Here is a 14,700-nt window from a genome sequence, read left to right as displayed (position 1 = left end):
AGAAAAAAAGACGCATCCTTGCGAAACAAAACGGAAGTTGAATATTAAGGTTTTGCAGAATCCACCAGTATTTGATAGTGATCTTGTCCCCAAAGAACAGGCTTAGGCTTATCTTTGATCCACTGGTAATACGCATTTTTTAGCTCTGCCACTTTTTGTGGATTTTGTTTAGCAAGATCGATTGATTCAGCAGGATCTTTTTTATCATTAAAAAGTTGAGGCTGATTTTTTCCATCATCATAAAAATAGAGTGCCCATTCACCGTCACGCACAGCCCAAGCACCTTTAGAGAGTTTTTCTAAATTAGGATTTGTAGGCGGTGTTTTACGTTGATAGGTTATCCATTGGTGATATCCATGCCAAAACTCTTGATTTTCTTCACTGTAATGTTTAGTGCCGGGACCTGCCCAATAAAGATAGTTGTGAGGAGATTTTGTTGTTTCACCTTTAAGTAAAGGCATGATGTTTTTCCCTTCAACGTTTAGATTATCAGGGATAGCAATACCTGCTGTTTGTAGTGCAGTCGGTAAAATATCAAGTGCAGAGATCATCTCATCACTTTTGGTTCCGGCTGGAATAGTGCCGGGTTGATAAGCAATAAAAGGTACTCTAACGCCACCATTAAACATTTGCCCTTTAAAGCCTCTATCCATCGCATTCATTGGCATTGGTGATTCATTAACAGCACCATTATCTGATAAGAAAAAGATCAGTGTATTTTCTAACTCGCCGTTTTCTTTTAACTTCGTAATAATTTGACCAATACCTTCATCGGCAGCATTTAATGCCGCAAAATATTTATTTGCTTCGACATTACCCGTATCAAATTTTTCCATATATTTAGCGGGTGACGCTTGTTCTAACGGAATATGAGGAACGCTGTAAGAAAGATTAATAAAGAAAGGTTTATCTTTATGCTCATCAATAAATTTTAATGTTTCATCCGTTAAAAGATGCGTGGTATAGCCCGGTGCAGGAACATTGACACCATTACGCCAAAATGCAGGTGAGTTCCATAAAGCCACACCCGATGCGTAATAGCTAAAGTCATAATCGAAACCTCGCTCATGAGGAGCATAACCCGCTTCCGGCGTTGAGATCATATTGTCGTGGTAATCACGCGTTTGCTTACTTTCATTAATTTTCGGTTTGCGGATCACTTTTGCATTATGCCATTTACCAATACTGGCGGTGGCATAGCCATTTTCTTGGAAAAGTGAAGGCAATAGTTTGATATCTTGTGGAATGCCTAAAATAGCATCATCATTACTGTAAGTACCAAAGCTTGCTGGAGAGCGTCCGGTAAAGATACCTGCTCGAGATGGGCCACAAACAGGATGAGCAACAAATGCATTGGTCATTTTGGCACCATTTGTTGCCATTTCACTGACATTAGGCATGGCAATTCGCGCCGCTTCTACCATTTTATTGATATCGCCTTCATAACGTGGCGGTGTAGGTCTTTGCGCTAACGCATCAACATCTAAGGTATCCAGTACAAAATCGAGTTGTCCTGTGCCTAAATCATCCATCACTATCAGTAAAATATTCGGTTTTTCAGGAGTCCCACCTGCATTGGCAGATATTGGGATGTTTAAACACGACGTAGCAATCAGCCCAGCGAGTAAGCTTTTTTTAACAGAAGGTAAGATCACGGATTGTCTCCAGAATAAACAAGATAAAAAAAGGGTTATTTTAGGTAGTTTTTTTTCATCGCAGGAAGCGCATCACTAGCAAGGCCTCCCCGTGAAATGGCTTGTTGCATTAGTTGCATACCTATCGCGGTATGATGAAATATTTTTTTATAAGAGCGACACAGGTAGTTATGACGATGTTTTTCGCCTTCAATAGCAATAATGCGATGTTTAGGGCAACCGCCATAACATAAGCTTTGCACTTCACACTGTTTGCAAAGGCTAGTTTGTTTATCGTATTTATTTTGACCAAAACGCTGTTGCTGCTTTGAAGTGGCTAAATGAGCAAGACTATTTTGATGAATATTGCCTAAATTATTGGCGGGATAGACATAATGATCGCAAGAATAAACATCACCGTTGGCTTCAATGATCAATGCCTGACCACAGGTTTTAGATTGAATACACGTTGATGCAGGATATCCCATCCACGTACCTAATAAACTATCAAATAAACGAATATATATTTTCCCGATATCGCCTTGTCGTATCCATTCATCAAATACTTCAGCCATAAATTGTCCGTAGCCTTCAGCTGGGACAGAAAATGGAGCTAATTGTGCATTGGGACCCGGAGCATAATGTCCCCCGTGAGTATGAGGAAAGCGTCTATCGACTTCGACAATAGGGATAAATTGAAAGAAGGTTGAACCTAACGCTTTTAAGGCTTGATAAGTCTCTTTTCCTTTATTCCAGTTTTGGTCATTAACGACAGTGAGTGTGTTAAATTCAACGCCATATTCATTGAGTAGATTAATTGCACGCTTTACTCGTTCAAAAGTAGGGCTGCCATTGACTGAAATACGATATTTATCGTGGACTGCTTCAATACCATCAATTGAAACGCCTAATAGAAAATGATTATCAGCGAAAAATTGCGCCCATTGGCGATTAATGGCAATCGCATTGGTTTGTACACTATTTGTAATTGTCTTGCCGTTAGCAAATTGCTTTTGGTATTTAACGACTTGCTCAAAGAAGGCTAATCCTGCAAGCGTAGGCTCGCCACCTTGCCAAGAAAAATCAACCTGATCTCCACCGTGTGACTGAATATAGTCTTTAATATAACGACGAAGTACACCATCGGGCATCACTGTATGGCCTGTTTCTTTTGTCTCATCTTGAAAAATATTTTCTTTTTCCAGATAAAAGCAGTATTCACATTTAATATTACAGTGGTAGCTTGTGGGTTTTGCCATCATATGAAAATAAACAGGTTGATTTAATATCATTAGTCATTTCCTGAGTTTCTTTTTTATCCTGTTACATTACGTAAAATTTATCAAAACAAAAGAGATTAAAATCACAAATACGAAATATCGAAAGTAAATGAAAGATTTTTGCGAAAGGTAAATAGAGTTTTTTTCGATAAAAATACTTTCGATTCGATACTATTTCATATTCTATTGACTATTTGAGCTATTTATTTTGATTTGTTTTTCGAAAATAAATGAATGTAGTGAAATTTTAATCTGCATTTTGTGAAATACAGCGAAATTAAATCTATATTGTTGTGTTTCATCTAGCTATATATGGTGTAATCATAAGTATAGCGTTGCGTTATATCATTTTATTTATTGGAAACTGACGGCCTCAAGGCTATTATTGAAGCTACACGAAAATAATCGTAAGTAATCGACGATGATTCGAAACTTTGTGAAAGAGATCAAAAGTTTTGTTTTTTTGCATTGTCGGTAAAAATTGGCGTAGTAAACTACATTCGAAACCAATCGAAAGAAAGTCTTTTGGTTTCGTAAGGAGACGAAAGTGAAAGCGGCAGTTGAGAGGCGTATGGAAATCCTCGATATGGTAAACCAACAAGGTAAAGCCAGAGTCGAAGATCTCGCTGAATTATTTAAAGTCTCAAGTGTCACTATCCGCAGCGATCTAAGTTTTCTTGAGAAAAATGGTTATATCGTCCGCTCTCATGGGGCAGCAATTCCTAATACAGGATTTATTGCCGAACTGAGTATCCACGAAAAACGTGGGCAAAACGCGGGCATAAAAACATTAATCGGGAAAGCTGCCGCAACGCTGATAAAGGATGGAGACACCGTCATTCTTGACTCGGGGACAACTACTCGCGAAATCGCGACACATTTAAAGTCGCGCGAAAATGTAGTGGTCATGACTAACGGTCTGGATGTCGCAATGGAGTTAGCAAATACCTCAGGTGTGGAAGTATTAATGACCGGTGGTGTATTGCGAAAAAGTGCGTTGTCTTTTTCAGGCTCACAAGCTGAAAATAGTCTTAGAAATTACCGTTTTGATAAGGTTTTTTTAGGCGTTGACGGATTCGATTTACGTGTTGGTATCACTACACACAATGAACAGGAAGCTAGTCTTAACCGTTTAATGTGTGATATCTCAGAAACAATTATTGCGGTTGCAGATTCTACGAAATTCAGTAAACGCAGCTGTCATATGATCAGAGAATTTGGTGATATTGATATACTCGTGACCGATTCAGGTATTCCTGAAGAATATATTCAGGAACTGAAAGATCACAAAATCGAAGTGATTATCGTCGACGATAAGGCATCGTAATTTGCTAACTCCATTAGCAACACCGCCGGTGTTGATTATGGAGTTAGTATTTAATGCATCCTTTAGAAAAGATTGTTCAGCAACACAAATCAGGCAAACAGAATGGTATTTATTCTGTTTGTTCTGCCCATCCTTTAGTAATAGAAGCAGCTCTATTACAAGCGCTGGATAATGATTCCTTTCTGCTAATTGAAGCCACCTCTAATCAGGTTGATCAGTTTGGTGGTTATACGGGAATGACTCCCGCTGACTTCTACCAATATGTTATTGAACAGGCGGAAAATGTAGGTTTTCCTATCGAGAAACTTATTCTTGGTGGCGACCATTTAGGGCCTAATCGCTGGCAACATCTTAACGCTGAAGAAGCGATGGCAAATGCAGATGTGTTGATTGCACATTATGTTGCCGCAGGTTTTAAGAAAATCCATCTTGATTGCAGTATGTCTTGTGCTGATGATCCAATTCCTTTAACAGATGAAATTGTGGCATCTCGTGCAGCTCGCCTCGCTGTGATTGCAGAAAATACCGCAAAAGAGACCTTTGGTATAAGTGATATTGTTTATGTTGTTGGTACAGAAGTGCCCGTTCCAGGTGGTGCGGCTGAAGAACTTGATACTGTTGAAGTGACTTCACCTGATGCTGCACGTAAAACATTAGAGTGTCATCGCCAAGCTTTTCAACATGTGGGCGTGGGTGATTGTTGGGAACGCGTTATTGGTTTGGTTGTTCAACCCGGTGTTGAATTTGATCATACGGGTATCATTGATTATCAACAAGAAAAAGCACAAGCATTAAGCCAAGTGGTAAATGATTATTCTCATCTTGTTTTCGAAGCCCACTCTACGGATTATCAAACTAAAAACGCTTATAAACAGCTAGTTCATGATCACTTTGCCATTTTAAAAGTAGGGCCTGCATTAACCTTTGCAATGCGTGAAGGTTTATACGCACTTTGCTCCATTGAAGAAACATTATTCCCTCAAGAACAGTGCTCTAAATTACGTGAAAAAATGGAGCAACTGATGTGTCGTGAACCAGGTTTTTGGCAAAAATACTATCATGGTGATGAGCGCCAACAAGCCTTTGCTCGAGTTTATAGTTTTAGTGATCGCATTCGTTATTACTGGCCTGATGCTGAAATTAATGCCGCTATCGACACACTAATGGATAACTTATCCGTTAAACCTATTCCATTACCGTTACTGAGCCAATATCTGCCTTATCAATTTACCCAATTTAGAGAAGGCATGATTGACGGATCGCCTGAGTCTTTTGTTATTGCGAAAATTCGTGATGTGTTATCGGTTTATGCCGATGCTTGCTATGTCCATTAATTGAGGGAAACCATGGAATATTTAAGTTATCAGACCGCTCAATTAGAGCAACTGAATGCATTTTGGACTGCGAAAGAAATTGAGCAACAACCCGAATGTTGGAAGAAAACATGGCTGTCAGTGAAAGAGAAACGTGCTGATATTGGATCTTTTTTAAATAAAGCGCTCGCAGTACCTCATGCGCGAATTATTTTAACGGGCGCTGGCACATCTGCATTTGCTGGAAAAGCATTGGCTCCTATTTTAAGTGGCCATACAAAACGTAGAGTAGATGCGATTGCAACAACTGATTTAGTAGCTGATCCACAAGAATATTTAGCGGAAGACATTCCTACGTTATTAATTTCTTTTGCTCGCTCAGGTAATAGCCCTGAAAGTGTGGCGGCGTTAGATGTTGCAACTGAGTGTCTATCCCAGTGTTATCACTTAGTGCTGACATGTAATGCAAATGGCAAGCTTTATGAGTATTGCCAAAATAACAGCAGTGCATTGGCGTTGTTGATGCCTGAAGAATCAAATGACCGTTCTTTAGCGATGACCTCTAGCTTTTCATCCATGATGATGGCTGCTGTGACTATCTTTTTAGGTGATAACGTCTTTAGTGACTCTATTGCTCCTTTTTTTAGTCAATATAAGGCGCAATTTAATAAAGCGAATCAAATTATTAGGGATAAATATGCGGGTAAGTTTAAACGGGTTATTTATCTAGGAAGTGGTGGATTACAAGGTTTAGCACAAGAAGCCGCGTTGAAAATGTTAGAGCTTACTGCGGGCAAAGTGGTTGCTAGTTTTGATACTCCATTAGGCTTTCGACATGGACCTAAGTCTATCGTAAATAAAGAAACTTTAGTGGTGATGTTTTTCTCTAATGATCCTTATACACGTCAATATGAGACTGACTTATTACGAGAGGTTATTCACGATAATGCATCAGGCAAAGTGATCGCGATCACCGCACGAAATGATAAAGCTTTCTCACCTGAGAGTTTTGTTTATATTCCTGCGTTAGAGAACTGTTCAGATGTGGCGCTATTGTTCCCTTACTTGATGTTGGCGCAATCATTCGCATTTCACAGTTCCATTGCACTAGGGAATACGCCTGATAACCCGTCTCCGTCAGGAGAAATCAACCGTGTTGTACAAGGCGTCACAATTTATCCGTTCTCACTTAAAACAGAAGACACACAGTCTGCTTTAAATTAATAAAATATAATAAGAGAGCTAATTATGAACACACCGAATATTGTCTGGACCCGCATTGATGAACGTTTACTCCATGGTCAAATCCGCATTACATGGGGTAAACATACTGAAGCAAACCTGATTTTAGTGGCTAATGATGATGCAGCAGAAGGCCCTAATGCCGCATTTATGCAAGCAGGAATGAAAGCGTCAGCTGGTGGTGAATATGCTGTTCGCTTCTTCTCTATTCAAAAAACTATTGATGTTATTAGTAAAGCATCTCCTCGTCAGAAAATTTTTGTTTTGTGTAATAACCCGAAAGATGTTGCCCGTTTAGTGGAAGGTGGCGTGCCTATTACTCATTGTAATGTTGGCAATATGCATTTTCATGAAGGGAAACGCCAAATTGCGAAAACCGTATCAGTCAATGATGCCGATATTGATGCGTTTAAAAGCCTTGTCGCAAACGGTGTGACTTGCACAGTGCAAAACACCCCCGATCAGACACCTGTTGATGTGTTAGCGCTCGCATCAGCCTGATAATTTCCTGAACAAAAAACCTGCATTAGCAGGTTTGAGGATTATTTATGATTTTTGAAGCTTCTTTAGTGGCTTTATGGGCCTTCTTTTGCGGTATAGATAAGTATGACGTTGCATTAAATATTCACAGACCATTAATCACAGGACCTGTTGTAGGTCTGATTATGGGAGATATGCAAGTTGGGTTGATTGCAGGTGCAACATTAGAACTTGCATGGTTAGGGCTTGTTCCTAATGCTGGCGCTCAACCACCTGATGTGACATTAGGAACAATAGCCGCGGTTGCTTTTGCGGTAATGACAAACCAATCACCAGAAGTTGCTATGGGAATTGGGATGCCTATTGCTGTGTTAATGCAAATGCTCGTGATTGGTTTCTTTGCTGTGACCGCTTTCACCATGGGAAAAGCAGATAGATACGCGGAAAGAGCCGATGCAGCAGGTGTTTCACGGCTGCTGATCATCACGATTACGGTGCGTTCATTACTCTATGCTTTGGTTGCTTTTGTTACAGTTTATTTCGGTGAACATGCTGCTCAATGGATTGATGAAAATACACCAAAAGTCTTGCTAGAAGGCTTAGGTATTGGCGCGAAAATGGTTCCTGCAATCGGTTTTGCCATGTTGCTAAAAATCATGTGGTCAAAAGAAGTGGCAGGTGTGTTCTTTATTGGCTTCGTGATGACGACTTATTTAAAACTTCCAATTATGGCGGTCGCTATTTTAGGCGCGTCAGCCGCAGCACTTTACTTCTTCTTTAGTGGTAATAACAAAAATTCAAGTCAGCAGAATGAGGATTTCGAAGATGGTATCTGATAACAGCACCGCATTGAAAACGCAGGATAAACCAGAAACGGGTTCTTTGATTGATGGAATTGATGAATACCAAGATACCACTGTCAGAAAAGTTATCACTAAGGGCGATCTCTGGAAGTGTGCATTCCGTGGCTTGTTTATGGAAGGTAACTTCAACTTTGAACGTATGCAAGGTGGCGGGTTTGCGTTCTCAATTATTCCAGCATTGAAAAAAATCCACGGAAATAATAAACGTGACTATGCAACATCATTAAAGAACCATCTGCAATTTTTTAATGCAAGTCCAAAGTTGTTTACCTTCCTATTAGGAACAGCTGTTGCAATGGAAGAAAACAAAGAAAAGCCTTCCACTGTTAACGTGATGAAAGTAGCAGGCATGGGACCGACTGGGGGCATTGGTGATGCTATCGATCATATGACCTTAATGCCACTGACATTAGCATTAGGTGCTTCCATTGCAATGGAAGGGTCAATTGCTGGACCTTTTGTTTTCTTCTTTTTATACCAAATTGTGCACTTTTTAGTGTATTTCGGGCTGATGTTCATGGGCTATCGCGCAGGTACGGCGGCAATGGTCAATATGAGTGATGCCACTGAAAAACTGGCTAAAGCTGCCAATATCATGGGTATTTTTGTTATCGGTGCACTCAGTGCGACCTTTATCAAGGTGCAAACCACCGCCTCGCTGGAGCTGGGAGGGAAGGTGGTTGAATTGCAAACCGCGCTCTTTGACAAAATCATGCCGAATTTACTGCCTCTGTGCTTAGTTTTCTTAATGTACAAAATGGTGAAAAGCACCGGTTTTTGGGGTAAACCGCCGGTATTGATTTTCTCCACCTTAGCCTTTGGCGTTGTCGGTCACGTATTAGGATTCTTATAAGAAAAAGATGCCCTAATCGTCGTTACTGTTAGTCGAAATACATTATTAACTTGCTATAAACGGGCAGGAGAGCCTTCTGCTGCCCGCAAGGAGTCACTCATGATAGGTCTTATTGTTTCAGGACATCTTAATTTTGCCTCTGGTATGGCATCAGCCGTAAAAGCGATTGCTGGAGAACAGGAAGATATCGCGTTTATTGATTTTATTGAGTCAATTTCCCCTGATGAATTAGAAGAAAAAATGCGTGAAGCGATTGACTCAATGTCATGTCAGCAATATCTCTTTTTAACGGATTTACCCGGTGGAACCCCGTGTAATCGTGCAATGGCAATCATGATGCAAAATCCTGCTGTTGAGGTGTTAGCGGGTGTAAATCTACCGATGATTGTTAATGCGGCTTTTGAACGAGAAGGGTGTTCGGCGTCAGAGTTAGTGCAAACGTTACGCGAAATTGGTCAAGAAAGTATTCAAGATATTCGTGAGCAATTGGCACAAATAGATAGCAATGATATCGAAGAAGAAGACGGCTTATGAGTCAGCGATATGCCATCTTGGCAGATAGAACCTTTACACCAGAAGGTATTCGCTATCTTAGCTATGTCTGTGTTAAAGGCGAAAATATTGAGTCTATCACCACGCAAGCACCAACAGATTGCCCCATCATTCGCTTAAAAGGGAAATCGTTATTACCTGGTTTTGTGGATATTCATATTCATGGTCGTGAAGGCGCTGATGTAATGGATGCAACTCAGCAAGGGTTACAAACCATTGCTGATGCTTTAGTGAAAACAGGTGTGGTTGCATGGGTTGGTACAACAGTAACCGCGCCTATGGATGATATTCGCCAAGCATTATCGCAAGTACGTGAGTTTTTATCTAAGCCACAATCGTCTGGCGCGCTATTACTCGGAAGCTTTTTAGAAGGACCTTATTTTACTGAGCGCCATAGAGGTTCGCATCCGGTGAAATATCTAAAAGCACCGACAATATCAGAGCTAGAAACACTGCTTGAAAGTGCGGGTAACACATTATTGCGCGTCGCTGTTGCGCCAGAAGCACAAGGTTCGATAGAGGCGATTGATTGGTTGGTCAATCGAGGCATTAAACCTAGTGTAGCGCATACAGCGGCAACTTATGAACAAACTTCCGATGCATTTTCACATGGCGCAGATTGTGGCGTGCACTTGTATAACGGTATGACGGGACTTCATCATCGCGAGCCGGGATGTTGTGGTGCTGTGTTGTATCACAATGTATTGGCTGAGTTGATTGCAGATGGCATTCATGTTCATCCCGTTATGATGCAATTAGCGTATCGGATGAAAGGTTATCAACAACTCGCTTTAATTACAGATTGCATGCGTGCGGGGGGATTACCTGATGGTGATTACACGCTGGGCGCTCAAACAGTTAGTGTCACCCAAGGTCAAGCAAAAACAGTCGATGGCTCTTTGGCTGGGAGTACTTGTAGCTTAGATAGTGCATTAAGAAATATGGTGCAACTAGCACATGTCCCTGAGTGGGAAGCGGTACAAATGGCGAGTGCGATCCCCGCAGAGTATCTCGGTATCGGCGATAAATTGGGTTATATCAAAGCGGGACGACAAGCTAGCTTTGCTGTGGTGGATGAGTGTTTTCATCTCACCGATACATTCATCAGAGGAAATCATATTTACTCTGTATCCAGGGAAAATGCATAGCTTTTCAGTTATGCACCCATTAGTAAAAATGAGGTATTTATAATGGAAATTCGTCAGCCAATTCATAGTGAACATGCTAAAAGGCTTGATACAGAAGGACTTCGCAAGGAGTTCCTGATTGAAAACCTATTCTGTGAAGGGGAAATGAATCTCACTTATAGCCATATAGATCGCATTATTGTTGGCGGTATTGTTCCTACAACACAGCCTTTAGCGTTAATGGCTGGTAAAGCATTAGGCGTTGATTTCTTTTTAGAACGCCGTGAATTAGGTGCCATTAATATTGGTGGTGCTGGCAAAGTGATTGTTGATGGTGAAGTGTTTGATATTGGTGCTCGTGAAGCGATTTATATCGGAATGGGCGCTAAAAGTGTTGAATTTACCAGTGATTGTGTAGAAACACCTGCGCGTTTTTATATGAATTGTGCACCAGCTCATCATACTTATCCAACGCGCAAAATAACGCAACAGCAAGCATCACCAGAAAAAATTGGTAATGCAGAAAACTGTAACGTTCGTACTATTTATAAATTCTTACATCCTTCAGTTTTGCCAACCTGCCAATTATCTATGGGAATGACGGTTCTTGAACCGGGTAGCTTATGGAATACCATGCCTTGCCATACTCATGAACGTCGTATGGAAGTGTATCTCTATTTTGATATGAAAGATGACAATGTGGTTTTCCATTATATGGGAGAACCAACGGAAACTCGTCATTTGGTTGTTCGTAATGAGCAAGCCGTGATAAGCCCTAGCTGGTCAATTCATTCTGGTGTGGGTTCTGCATCTTATACCTTTATTTGGGGAATGGTCGGTGAAAATCAAGTCTTCCACGATATGGATCATGTGGCAATGAAAGATCTGAAATAACCCAAAATAGTCATATTTTCTTCTTACCCTACATATAAAAAGGTGTGGCTATAAAGCCACACCTTAGAGGTTATTGTTATGAATTTATTCGATTTAAATGGCAAGGTTGCTATTGTCACGGGTTGTAATACTGGGCTAGGTCAAGGCATGGCTATTGGTTTAGCCAAAGCAGGTGCTGATATTGTAGGCGTGGGCATTCAAGATGCACCTGAAACTCGTCAGCAAGTTGAAGCACTAGGTCGCCGTTTTCATTACATTACTCAAAATTTAATGAAACAAGATGGGCTAGAAGCTTTAGTTGATGAAGCTGTTTCAGTCATGGGGCGCATTGATATTCTGGTGAATAATGCGGGTATTATTCGTCGTGAAGATCTTTTGGAATTTAGTGAAAAAGATTGGGATGATGTGATTGATATTAACCAAAAAACCCTATTCTTCTTATCACAAAAAGTAGCACGCCAATTTGTGAAACAAGGTGAAGGTGGCAAGATAATTAATATCGCTTCCATGCTCTCTTATCAAGGCGGTATTCGCGTACCTTCTTACACAGCCAGTAAATCTGCCGTAATGGGATTAACACGCGCATTAGCGACCGAACTATCTCAATACAACATCAACGTAAATGCGATTGCACCGGGTTATATGGCGACAGATAACACGGCCGCGCTACGTGCTGATGATGTGCGTAATGCCGCTATCTTAGAGCGAATTCCAGCAGGTCGTTGGGGAACACCAGAAGATGTTGCTGGCCCTGCGATTTTCTTAGCCTCTAAAGCCAGTGATTATGTTAATGGATACACAATAGCAGTAGATGGTGGTTGGTTAGCTCGTTAATTTCATGGAGAAATAGGATGAAATACGCTAATACAGAGGCCTTGCAAAGAGATACTGTACTGCAAAATATGAAACGAGTTTATCGCTATCAATCGGCTAACCAAGTTCGTAGTGTTCGTCGCCGTAGTGGTAAAACACGTTTTATTAAAGATACAGATTGGGAACGCGGTGTTTTATGGAGTTGCGTAAGTACAGCATGGCAATCAACGCAAGACGAAGAGTATCTTAATGGTGTATTAAATTACACATTGCATACAGGATTTAGAACTGGACCTAATGGTCGTTTTGCAGATGATCATGTTTGTGTACAAGCTTACCTTGCAGTAAGCCCGCTTTTTGAACAATCTGAAATTCTTGAGCCGACTATTAAAGCATTTGAAATTATGCTTAATGATCCTAAGCCAGGTCGTGAAGACTGGTGGTGGTGTGATGCACTCTTTATGGCGCCTCCTGGTTTTGCTGCTTTGGCTGAAATTACCAGTGAACGACGTTATTTGGATTACATGCATACGGCTTATTGGGATGCAATTGAGCATTTACGTGATCCTGAAACTGGATTAATTTACCGCGATCATCGCTATATTCCTGATGGTCAAGGGAATGAGATGCGTGAGGCTAACGGTGAAAAAGTATTTTGGAGCCGTGGTATTGGTTGGGTTTTAGCTTCTATTCCTCGCATCCTTCAATATATGCCTGATGATTATCATGGACGTGAACGTTATATTGCACTGTTTAAAGAATTAGCGACATCTATCCTAGATTATCAACATGAAGATGGTTTTTGGCGAACCAGTTTGCTAGATCCTGATAATTTTCCTGCACCTGAAAGTTCAGCAACAGCACTTTTCTGTTATGGACTTGCATGGGGAATTAATCAGGGAGTATTAGAGAAAGAAGTGTATTTCCCTGCATTAAATAGAGCATGGTCAGCATTACAAACCTGTATTCATGACAATGGCATGATAGGTTGGGTTCAACTTCCTGCATTTAACCCTCGTGAAGTGAAGTTTGAACATAATATGGATTATGGTGCCGGTGCCTATTTATTAGCAGGTAGTGAAGTGTTAAAACTCTCGTTAAATAGCTAGACCCTTGATATTGACGCTTTGTTGTTTTTATTGCGCTTTACATGCCTTCCGCGCAATATTTTCCTAACTAGGATGCCGACCAAAATAGGGGTCGGCTTTTTTATGCTTATTTAATAAAATAAGAGGTAACAGTAAGTTGTTACCTCTTATTATAAATTAGGGTGCTTAGATGAAACCATGATAACTTAATGAGGAAGTTGTGGGGGATAACTCCCCCACAAGATTAAATACTCCTTATTAGGATTGGATAAATAATCAGTTTATTCTCTAATAATACGTTACTCGGTATTATCATTGTTACGATTATTAGCCCGATAAAAGAATATTTTCTCATTTCCTATTGCGCTCCGATAAAAATGGAGGCAGAATCAAATTGTTTGGTTTGAGTCCGCCTCGGTTAATATACAATATATTTTCCGGGGCTTTTCTCTTTCTGGCTTTAGCAAAATGCTTGAACCAGATTGATCCAAGCACCCGCGCAGAGAATAGCAAAATATTAATTGGGTACAACACATTTATTATCAATAATAAATAAAGCGATTGCTCTTGGTTATTTAAATAAAATAATTGATTCGTTAAGTTGGTTTTTTAATAAAATAAGAGGTAACAGTAATCTGTTACCTCTTATTATAAATTAGGGTGCTTAGATTAAAACACAGAAATTTAATAAGGAAAGTGTGGGGATAACTCCCCCACAAGATTAAATACTCCTTATTAGGGTTGAATAAATGGTTAATTTATTCTCTAATAATACGTCACTCGGTATTATCATTGTCACGATTATTAGCCCGATTAAAGAATATTTTTTCATTTCCTATTGCGCTCCGATAAAAATGGAGGCAGAATCAAATTGTTGGGTAAGATTCGGCCTCGGTTAATGTTAAATAACATAATCGGGGCTTTTCTCTTTCTGGCTTTAGCAAAATGCTTGAACCAGATTGATCCAAGCACCCGCGCAGAGAATAGCAAAATATTAATTGGGTACAACACATTTATTATCAATAATAAATAAAGCGATTACTCTTGATTATTTAAATTAAATAATTGATTCGTTAAGTTGGTTTTTTAATAAAATAAGAGGTAACAGTAATTTGTTACCTCTTATTGTAAATTAGGGTGCTTAGATTAAACCGTAATTACTTAATTAGAAAACTGCGGGGGATCTCTCCCCCACAAGGTTAGTGTTTATTATTAATAAACTTAACCTGAACAT

General features: G+C 40.0%; 13 protein-coding genes. 11 read left to right on the top strand and 2 right to left on the bottom strand.

Features of this window, described 5'->3' with window-relative positions:
• Nucleotides 1–44: 44 nt before the first annotated feature.
• Both CBE70_RS01230 and CBE70_RS01225 read right to left on the bottom strand, forming a co-directional pair.
• Nucleotides 45–1,655, bottom strand: coding sequence for a sulfatase family protein (locus CBE70_RS01230; protein WP_100157879.1), 1,611 nt, complete (start codon nt 1,653–1,655; stop codon nt 45–47).
• A 35-nt stretch (nt 1,656–1,690) separates the two neighbouring features.
• Entirely contained in the window at nt 1,691–2,926 is a 1,236-nt protein-coding gene (locus tag CBE70_RS01225) for an anaerobic sulfatase maturase (RefSeq protein WP_100157878.1), read from the bottom strand.
• A gap of 535 nt (nt 2,927–3,461) precedes the next feature.
• On the opposite strand from CBE70_RS01225, the gene agaR reads away from it, so the two are divergent.
• From agaR to CBE70_RS01170, 11 genes are all read left to right on the top strand, one after another.
• Nucleotides 3,462–4,241 (top strand): transcriptional repressor AgaR, encoded by a 780-nt coding sequence (agaR, locus tag CBE70_RS01220; RefSeq protein WP_036912386.1) that lies wholly within the window; start codon nt 3,462–3,464, stop codon nt 4,239–4,241.
• A 53-nt stretch (nt 4,242–4,294) separates the two neighbouring features.
• Nucleotides 4,295–5,575, top strand: coding sequence for a tagatose-bisphosphate aldolase subunit KbaZ (gene kbaZ, locus CBE70_RS01215; RefSeq protein ID WP_100157877.1), 1,281 nt, complete (start codon nt 4,295–4,297; stop codon nt 5,573–5,575).
• A gap of 12 nt (nt 5,576–5,587) precedes the next feature.
• Entirely contained in the window at nt 5,588–6,778 is a 1,191-nt protein-coding gene (locus CBE70_RS01210) for an SIS domain-containing protein (RefSeq protein ID WP_100157876.1), read from the top strand.
• Between the two features lie 24 nt (nt 6,779–6,802).
• Nucleotides 6,803–7,297 (top strand): PTS N-acetylgalactosamine transporter subunit IIB, encoded by a 495-nt coding sequence (agaV, locus tag CBE70_RS01205; protein ID WP_100157875.1) that lies wholly within the window; start codon nt 6,803–6,805, stop codon nt 7,295–7,297.
• Between the two features lie 47 nt (nt 7,298–7,344).
• Nucleotides 7,345–8,112, top strand: a complete 768-nt coding sequence (gene agaW, locus CBE70_RS01200) for a PTS N-acetylgalactosamine transporter subunit IIC (protein WP_023581441.1) — start codon at nt 7,345–7,347, stop codon at nt 8,110–8,112.
• Nucleotides 8,102–8,992, top strand: a complete 891-nt coding sequence (locus CBE70_RS01195; RefSeq protein WP_023581442.1) for a PTS system mannose/fructose/sorbose family transporter subunit IID — start codon at nt 8,102–8,104, stop codon at nt 8,990–8,992. Before agaW ends, CBE70_RS01195 begins: the two co-directional genes overlap by 11 nt.
• A gap of 99 nt (nt 8,993–9,091) precedes the next feature.
• Complete coding sequence (agaF, locus tag CBE70_RS01190) at nt 9,092–9,526, top strand: PTS galactosamine/N-acetylgalactosamine transporter subunit IIA (RefSeq protein WP_100157874.1); 435 nt, start codon at nt 9,092–9,094, stop codon at nt 9,524–9,526.
• Nucleotides 9,523–10,692, top strand: coding sequence for an N-acetylglucosamine-6-phosphate deacetylase (gene nagA, locus CBE70_RS01185; RefSeq protein ID WP_100157873.1), 1,170 nt, complete (start codon nt 9,523–9,525; stop codon nt 10,690–10,692). The genes agaF and nagA overlap by 4 nt, the downstream gene beginning before the upstream one ends.
• 42 nt (nt 10,693–10,734) lie before the next feature.
• Nucleotides 10,735–11,565, top strand: a complete 831-nt coding sequence (kduI, locus tag CBE70_RS01180; RefSeq protein ID WP_023581445.1) for a 5-dehydro-4-deoxy-D-glucuronate isomerase — start codon at nt 10,735–10,737, stop codon at nt 11,563–11,565.
• A 72-nt stretch (nt 11,566–11,637) separates the two neighbouring features.
• Complete coding sequence (gene kduD / locus CBE70_RS01175) at nt 11,638–12,399, top strand: 2-dehydro-3-deoxy-D-gluconate 5-dehydrogenase KduD (protein WP_269800191.1); 762 nt, start codon at nt 11,638–11,640, stop codon at nt 12,397–12,399.
• A 17-nt stretch (nt 12,400–12,416) separates the two neighbouring features.
• Nucleotides 12,417–13,487 (top strand): glycoside hydrolase family 88/105 protein, encoded by a 1,071-nt coding sequence (locus tag CBE70_RS01170; RefSeq protein WP_100157871.1) that lies wholly within the window; start codon nt 12,417–12,419, stop codon nt 13,485–13,487.
• The last annotated feature ends 1,213 nt before the right edge of the window (nt 13,488–14,700 follow it).

This window comes from Proteus columbae (genome assembly GCF_002777965.1).
GTDB classification, from domain to species: domain Bacteria; phylum Pseudomonadota; class Gammaproteobacteria; order Enterobacterales; family Enterobacteriaceae; genus Proteus; species Proteus columbae.
This window is presented reverse-complemented; position numbering and strand designations above follow the sequence as displayed.

Excerpts from the sequence above, each read along its gene's own strand:
- CBE70_RS01225 (WP_100157878.1), bottom strand. The coding sequence starts at position 2,926 with ATGATATTAAATCAACCTGTTTATTTTCATATGATGGCAAAACCCACA.
- kbaZ (WP_100157877.1), top strand. The coding sequence starts at position 4,295 with ATGCATCCTTTAGAAAAGATTGTTCAGCAACACAAATCAGGCAAACAG.
- CBE70_RS01210 (WP_100157876.1), top strand. The coding sequence starts at position 5,588 with ATGGAATATTTAAGTTATCAGACCGCTCAATTAGAGCAACTGAATGCA.
- agaV (WP_100157875.1), top strand. The coding sequence starts at position 6,803 with ATGAACACACCGAATATTGTCTGGACCCGCATTGATGAACGTTTACTC.
- agaW (WP_023581441.1), top strand. The coding sequence starts at position 7,345 with ATGATTTTTGAAGCTTCTTTAGTGGCTTTATGGGCCTTCTTTTGCGGT.
- CBE70_RS01195 (WP_023581442.1), top strand. The coding sequence starts at position 8,102 with ATGGTATCTGATAACAGCACCGCATTGAAAACGCAGGATAAACCAGAA.
- agaF (WP_100157874.1), top strand. The coding sequence starts at position 9,092 with ATGATAGGTCTTATTGTTTCAGGACATCTTAATTTTGCCTCTGGTATG.
- nagA (WP_100157873.1), top strand. The coding sequence starts at position 9,523 with ATGAGTCAGCGATATGCCATCTTGGCAGATAGAACCTTTACACCAGAA.
- kduI (WP_023581445.1), top strand. The coding sequence starts at position 10,735 with ATGGAAATTCGTCAGCCAATTCATAGTGAACATGCTAAAAGGCTTGAT.
- CBE70_RS01170 (WP_100157871.1), top strand. The coding sequence starts at position 12,417 with ATGAAATACGCTAATACAGAGGCCTTGCAAAGAGATACTGTACTGCAA.